This window comes from Candidatus Omnitrophota bacterium (genome assembly GCA_040755155.1).
In the GTDB taxonomy this organism is placed as follows: domain Bacteria; phylum Hinthialibacterota; class Hinthialibacteria; order Hinthialibacterales; family Hinthialibacteraceae; genus JBFMBP01.
Map to the genome: position 1 here is coordinate 25,983 of JBFMBP010000068.1, position 7,573 is coordinate 33,555.

The window sequence follows — 7,573 nt, forward strand, 5'->3', positions numbered from 1 at the left end:
CCCTAGGCTTTCGTTTCTTTGGCGGTTTGCATCCGTTGAAAGATATCTTCCGCCTTCGCCGTTTTGCCTTGATGCAGATATAGAATTCTTAATTGAGTCAATGTTTGCAGGTTCGCCGCGTCGATTTGCAGAATCTCCTCATACGCCGCTTCCGCCCGTTCGTATTCGTCGATGTTATGATAAATCTGCCCCGTCAGGAATCGATATTGCAGATTGGACGGATTGCATTCCGCGAGGATTTCCAAGATCGTCAGCGCATCGTGATAGCGTTCTTCCTTAACGCGCTGCTGCGCCAGGTTCAGCAAGGACGGAAGCGATTCCTGGCGCAGTTCCAGGCAGCGGCGCAGCCAAGGCTTCGCTTTCCAATAGCGGAAGCCGTTGAGATGGTATAAGGCCAACTTGCGAATCCCCTCGAAATAATCGGGCTGCAGTTCGACGCATTTTTCCAGAAATGGGACGGCTTGCCGCATGTTATCCATCGACTCGTAGAAGCGAGCTAGTGCCAGATTCTTGTCGAAATCGTTCACCCGCCGCTTTAGAATCATTTCTTCATACGTGGGATGTTCCGGCAGCGGCGTCGGCCAGAACGGTTGAATGTTTTGCTCTTTGTTATCCGTATAAAAGGCGGGATTGGGGATTTGAACGATAGGCCGGTCGTGGAGCAATAGATCGTAAACGTCGAGCAGGTCTTTGCCGATTTTAATGTGATCGTGATATTCCTCGGCGAATTCCTGTTCCTGCTCGCCAATGCGTTTTCTTCGCTCTGGATTCTCGATTAAGGAAACCAGTACGTCAAATAATGTGTAAGGATCGGCGTGAACCAGCGGTGGATTCAATCCCAAATGCGATTGCAAATAGGGATCGATGCGGCAGACCACCGGCTTGCCCGCCGCCATCATTTCGCAGGCGAACGTGGAGTACCAACCGGAAAGTATCTGCTCCACCACGATATCCGCCTTGGCGTAATATTCATGAACTTTGGAAGGAAGGACGCCTTGAATGAGGATCGATTCCACGGGATAGCCCCGCTGCTGCAAGCGATCCAAAACCGGCAGAATGAAATCGGAGCCTTTCGTCTGCCAAAGAGTGGGCGCATGAAGAATGTAAACCTTATTGGGATCTTTATTGCTGAGATCGACGGACTGGATTTTCTCTTTCCATTGCTTGATGTCCACCGGATTGACCCAGCTGCGGTTCGTGCGCGGCATGAGCGCCAATCGGGGAACGTGATCGATGCGGCCTGATCCCGTGATGAAGGCATGGACGTAACGATCGATGAACGCCATGCGCTGATGCTGCGACGGCGTCATCATCGGCGGCATAACGGGCTGTTTGCCGTGATAGACGCGGCGGAAATGGTCGAAGAGGCTGCATCCCGGCTCGCGGTTTTGGCTGTCGCCGCCGCACAGTTGCATAACGATGACCTTGCCCGCCCGCCGCAGCATTTCCAGATCGGCATGATCGGCGAAAAAAGTCGTGTTGTAATAGAAATGATAAACGTCGTAGGCGAAGAGATGCTCGTTGACGAATTGTTGCAGCAGTTTATTGCGGTTCTCTTCCCGCTTTACGCCCTTGCCGGGATTGCGGTTGAAGAGACGGATATCACCGTCCTTTTGCGGACCGACGACGACCTCGGCGGTAATAGCTTCATGGCCGAAAAGTCGCTGCGCCTCGGCGTGCGTTCTCATCAGCGAAGCTACTTCCGTCGGTCCATGCAAAATCTTCATCGGACGCCTTTCCGCTTATGTGGTTCTCTATCGCGATTTATCAAAGGCAATAAACTTTGCCCTTGCCGCCCGGCCGTTAATGAGAGGCGCGGCGACTTCATTATTTGTCGCGTTTTTGAATCACGAAAACTCGAAATAGCTCGAATTCCACGAAATTTTTGAATCACGAATATCGCGGATTCTTTTAGATTTCACGGAAAAATCTTTCGCACAGGGCGATTCCTTGCGTCAACCGTTTTTTTTCTTTTTTCGTGTTTTCCTTTTTCATTTCGCGTCTTCGTGATTCAATACGACGCGAGGAATAGACCTCTTCCGCTTTTTATCGAGCATAATATGAGTAATCGATTTATTCTCTTTCCAAAATTCCCCTTACGGTAAAACCACTCTCCTCGGCGCGGAAATGTTGGATGGCGAGACCGGCCTCCGCGCACCAGCGGCGGATTTCTTCTTCCGTATGCCGATGGGCGTAGCGAGGATGATACCAATCGAAGTTGACATGATGGTTCTCGTCGAAGGAGAGATTCTCGTTCCAAAACAACTTGGCGAAATGCCAATAGATAAATCGCTGAACGTCGTATTTCCCTGCGCGAATACCCAAATCGGGTATATCTTCCTCGACGGCGATTTCCGCCTTGAGTTTCGCCAGCGTCTCTCCCAATTTCGTCAGCGGCTTCAATCGCTCCCAGGCTTCAGGCGGCGGCAAGCCGGATACGATCTCCCGCACGTAATCGTCGGTGAATTCACGTATAGGCGATTTCTTGCGGTAAACGTAAAAAAGAAATTGGCCGCCCGGCTTCAAAAATTGGATAAGCGATTGAAGAGCGGCTTCCGTCGAGGGCGTATGATGAAGCGTCCCCAGCGCGTAGATCATTTCGAACGATCGTTCTCGGAAGGGCGGTTTCATCATATCGCCTTGGACGAAATGCGCGTTAGGAATATTGGTTAATCGCTCTTTGGCTACGTCGATGCAGCCGGAAATTTCCAGGCCGTACCACCGCGTCCGATTCTCTGGCCTCAGCCATAGGGAAGAAGATGTTCCACTGCCGCAGCCGGCGTCCAAAATCGATTGCGGCTGGGAAAAATAGGAAAGCATCTCCGCCTCGTCGCGAAAGCCGCAGCGCTGCAAAAACCAATGAATGCGGAATTCGTTGAAAGATGCCGACTCGTATGTCTCCCGCCGTCCCCATTTGTAGCCGAAACTCTGTGAGGTCTGCAATTGATTTTCGTCATTCGTCGCCGCGAGGCGCGGAATGCCGTTAGTAATGGGATAGGTATGTCCTGCGCCGTCGTCCAATACCCCGCTGACGATTTCGTCCCCCACCATTTCCGCGTTGCTCAGCCGCAGAGGAGCGCGGGAGATGGGATCGGCGAGCAATTCCAGCAATTCTCTCTTCATGGTTTTTCCCGCTAATCGAATAGAAGCGGTTCATAAGGCCGGTCGCCCATCATGCAGTATTCGTAAAGAGCCAACCATTGGCTGGCGGTCTTTTTGAGGTGACAAGATTCTTTCACCCATTGCCGAGCCGTCTCGTGATGGGAACGCCTCCATTCCGAATCCTTCGCCATGCGATGCACTTGATCGGCGAACGTTTCTACAGTGGTGGGGATGATAGGGCAGCTCATCGCGCCGAGATGCGTCAGCCTCGTTCGTCCGCCGAAAGAGATGCTTCCCATCGTCATGGCTTCCAGCGCCCAATATTCGCTTGCGCCGGGATCGAAAGAGGAGAAATAGATGTTGCATTGAGTCAATAATTCCCGGTTGCTTTCAAAACTTTCTCCGATGTTGATGATCCAGGAATCGATGATTCCATCCTCCTGCAATTCGCGGCAAATTTCACGAAAGACGTAGGTTCCGCGCAAGCGGGTTTCGTCCGAATTCGTAATATGCCCGATAACGATTTTCTCGCTCATATTGGATAGAAAAGTCTCCCGATCCGCGCAGCCGGTCATCCATCCTCCGAAATGGCGAAAAAGGGGCGAAGGCAGCGGTCCCGGACAAGAGGGATCGACGACGCCGCAGATGTGGGTTTGATCGTGAAAACGCTTGATATCGTTGAATCGCGCCTGCAAAACCGCCGGAGTATATTGAATCAAGCAATTGGAGGGTTTCAACCAATGGCGCCAATCGATCCAAGGCAGGGCGGGGGGAAGATCCAAAAAGTGAAAAAACTCCGTCTTCTGAAACGCGGAAACGAGGGCTTCTCTCTGCGCTTCGTCTTCCGTCGAATAATAATAATCGTAAGGCAGATCGTAGGCGCTGCGGCTTTCCAGGACGGTTTTTACGTTCTGTCCTCCGCAACGTTCCAACCCTTTTCTCAGCCAATTGAATTGCAAATCCGAATCGCGGGCGGCGATTAGAAGAATTTTGCGTCTTCCCGAAGGAGTGGAAGCGATCTGCTTGGCGAGTTGTTCCTTGGTTTTGGAAATCAGGCCGGGAACGATGGCGGGATCGTCTTTATCGGGTGGAATGGAGGAGAATATGGCCAGCGCTTTTTGATATTGGTAAGAATAGTAATAGCAATTTCCCTGAAACAGGCGCAGTTCCACATCCGATGGATTGCGATCGGCCGCCGTCGCCAACGCCAATCCGCCTTGCAAATAATCGCGCTGGCTGTAGCACGCTTGCGCATACCAATACGATGCGTCCCGTTCTAGAATCTTATCCTCCAGCAATGGTTTGAGAATCTTCCGGGCGCGATCGAAATCCCCCCATTGGCAAAGGGATTTGCCGTACTCCAACACCGCTGGAGCATAATACCTTTCCTCCATGATATAGCGGCAAAGCTCTTCCCAGGCCTCGTAATCGAATCGTTCGAAAGCTTGTTGGATCCACGCCGGAAAAGCCTCCAACAGGCAGCGGCTCCATTCCTCTTTCGGCCCATGTTCGACGGGCAATGGAGCAAAATCCTTCAATTTCCAGGCATAAACGACGATGCCGGTGGGCAATTGGTTCGAATCACGCCCGCCGCTGACGCGCACCGTAAATCCCAAATCCTTCAACATGCCGGGAATATCGTTGAGGGAAAAAAAGGTAATATTATGCGGAGGGCGATAGGCCTCGTCAAAATACTTCGACGAGGTTGTTATGATGACCAATCCGTTTTTAGGCAAAAGGCGGTTCGACTCGGCGAAAGCGTATCGGATGGTTTCCCAAGAAAATTGCGATAAGCATTGATTGAATATGATGGATTGAAACGAGCCGTCTCGAAAAGGCAGCGGCCGTCCCGGACTGACGATGGAACAGATCATTTTCAGATCGGGATTCCTTCGCCGCGCTTGCAAGGTTCCCGCCAACGACCCCTCCAGGCCGACGCAATCGATTCCATTCCGAAGGCAGCATTCCGTTAAAAGGCCGTTTCCCGCTCCCACGTCCAGAACCGGACCTTTCATGCCCATGCCCGACCAGCCGCGTACGCTGTTCTGGTATTTCGTCCATTTTTGCGCGGCGTATCCAAAAGTGAATTCCCGCTCCGAGTGAATATGACTTGGAGGAGGGGATAATATCGGTTTATTCATGCAAGACCACCTGCCTCACGCTGCGGTTTCATGATTTTTTACCCAGTCCGACAAGGTGAGTTTACTCTTTCCCCGTTGAACCAGCCAGTCGCATAATCGTTCGAAAAAATCGCCAATCCCTTCTCGAGGATTGACGTAAGTCTGGAGCCAATTTTCCGGCGCCTCTTGCAAAAGCGTTCCCTGTTCGAGCGCGCTCTTTAAGCGTTCCCATTCTCCCCTCCCGCTCGAATTCAGAAAAATGTGAATGGGATGGAACTCGAATATTTTAAGACCCGGCGACTCCAAATCGAGAACGCGGATGTCATACGCCCGTCCTTCCGCCGCATGAAGCCCGTCGTTCCACCAAATGGGCAGACGTAAAAGTCCATTATGGCGAAACGGCTGCAAATGAGGGACATAGGGTAGAAGCAGGCTGGAGTCGTATTGCAGCCCAAACGACTTGTAGAGCGCAACTAATCCCCCATGCCAATACAATCCATGCGAGCGCACCCCCGCCGCGCCGTGATGCTCTTCCATAAGGCGCCGCACGATCTCCATCGCCGAATCGCCTTGCGTCGAACTGGGATGGAAATTGGGATGAATGGCAATTTCATGGCGGGAAGAGGCTTCCCGCAGCCGAGGGGAGGGATGAGTGGAAAAGAAAACGCCGCGCAGTTCTCTCTCATCTAAGATGTTCAAAACATAATCCAGAACGTATTCCGGAGCCCAATCCACATCGAACGTTAAAAAATACATAGCCTATCCAAGCCTATCCAATTTTTGCGATCGATCTCATAGACGCGCATGGCGTCCGATATCTTTTCTCTTTATTTCCATTGTAATGGACAGTGGGGAATTTGTCCAAACGATTCATGAAGCCTTCGAATTTATTATCATATTTTTTATAAGACGCCGTTATTAAGGCTGAAGAAGAAACCGGATGCGTATACTCCTTTCGTTCAATAGCCAATCTGTTTTGAGATGATCGCTAAAAAAACCATACTAAAATTCTTGGTAATTGAGGCTCTTGCAAAATGAGTAAAATCCGCTTTTAAATTCTCCCCTCAATCTTGGGGGGAGTTAGAGGAGGGTTGATTTGGTTAGACTTAAAGCACACCCCCTCCTAACCTCCCCCAAGCTTGGGGGAGGAATAATGGAGTTTTGCAAGAGGCTCAATTGATAATCTTTGTTTTTATAGCGCATATGGCTTCTCACTCTTACTTTTTTCCATAGTTATGATTCTATTCTCGCATGTCAATAGAAATAATCATAATGGGTGTAGCGCATCCATGAATCATCCGCTAAGGTTTTTCCTATAATTATTGTTACATTTCTCATTATTAATTTTTTTTTGATTATTTTCAATTTTCCGTTGACAATTGGTTGTTTTTGCGCTTTACTCTTTTCTAGCGAATGCGTTGGGTCATTCCACAACCACATATTTCACCAAAGGAGGATGCTTATGCGTACTGCAAGTATCATTATGCTCGCAGTCTGCGCATTGCTGGCGGCGCCGTTGGCGCAGTCTCAACCGCAGACGCAGGAGTCGTATCCGGCGCCGGTTTCCGAATACTCGGAACAGACGGGGGTGGACGCGATGACGTTTCTCGCTTATCCAAAGTATTACAAACTTGCGGATGGGGCGCTGGAGTTGGTCAACACCAACCTCACCGCGTCAAAAAGCGGCGAGTGGGATTACGAAGTCACAGCGGGAATTTGGCAGCTCTTTGTTCGCGCCGATGGGACCTTCCAAGCGCGCCACGAGGGCGACATCTTTACCTACCTCTTCGCCGGACTAGGCGTAAGCCGAGGCGTGAACTACAAGCCGCTGGATTTAGGCAAACTAAACTGGGAGAATATCAGCGTCGTGGGTGATAGCGTGCGTTGGTCTGAAGTCCTGCCCAACGTGGACGTGACAGTGCGCTATATCCACGATATTCTGAAAGTGGACGTTCGGTTGAAGAGCGCGTTTATGCGGCAGCTGCGCGAACAAGTGAAATTAGGCATTTTGCCCTCGGACGAGTATCTTACCGCCCGGTTTGATATTCCTTCCGTGCAGATTACTACTCAGGCCAAGCAAAACGGCGAAGCGGCGGATGTGTATGGGGAGAAACTACCATTGGATCAGCCGCTTCATTTCGAACGCGATGGGAAAGAACTGCACAAGCTGCTTCCCGTGAAGACTTACCTGGCGGACGAAGCGGGGATGCCGCTGGAAGAGACGGCGCCCGTTATGCACCATCGGTTCGATGTACTCATAGCCCAGCTCGGCGGCGATCTTCACGCCCGCCTCGAAGGATTTATCCGCGCTGCGCACGAATTCCATATTGACTCCCGCGTATAGATTGCCC

Annotated in this window: 5 protein-coding genes; 1 reads left to right on the forward strand and 4 read right to left on the reverse strand. The window is 51.0% G+C overall.

Annotated features, from left to right (window positions below):
* Window positions 1-2: 2 nt before the first annotated feature.
* The 4 genes from AB1656_08690 to AB1656_08705 form a co-directional block, all read right to left on the reverse strand.
* Window positions 3-1,727 carry a CDC27 family protein gene (locus tag AB1656_08690; GenBank protein MEW6235447.1) on the reverse strand — a complete coding sequence of 575 codons (1,725 nt, stop codon included), beginning with the start codon at window positions 1,725-1,727 and terminating at the stop codon, window positions 3-5.
* A 346-nt stretch (window positions 1,728-2,073) separates the two neighbouring features.
* A complete protein-coding gene (locus AB1656_08695; protein ID MEW6235448.1) occupies window positions 2,074-3,123 on the reverse strand; it encodes a methyltransferase domain-containing protein in 1,050 nt (349 codons plus the stop codon).
* Between the two features lie 11 nt (window positions 3,124-3,134).
* Window positions 3,135-5,243 (reverse strand): methyltransferase domain-containing protein, encoded by a 2,109-nt coding sequence (locus tag AB1656_08700; GenBank protein MEW6235449.1) that lies wholly within the window; start codon window positions 5,241-5,243, stop codon window positions 3,135-3,137.
* A gap of 15 nt (window positions 5,244-5,258) precedes the next feature.
* Window positions 5,259-5,978, reverse strand: coding sequence for a hypothetical protein (locus AB1656_08705; GenBank protein ID MEW6235450.1), 720 nt, complete (start codon window positions 5,976-5,978; stop codon window positions 5,259-5,261).
* Between the two features lie 706 nt (window positions 5,979-6,684).
* On the opposite strand from AB1656_08705, the gene AB1656_08710 reads away from it, so the two are divergent.
* Entirely contained in the window at window positions 6,685-7,566 is an 882-nt protein-coding gene (locus AB1656_08710) for a hypothetical protein (protein ID MEW6235451.1), read from the forward strand.
* Window positions 7,567-7,573 lie beyond the last annotated feature (7 nt).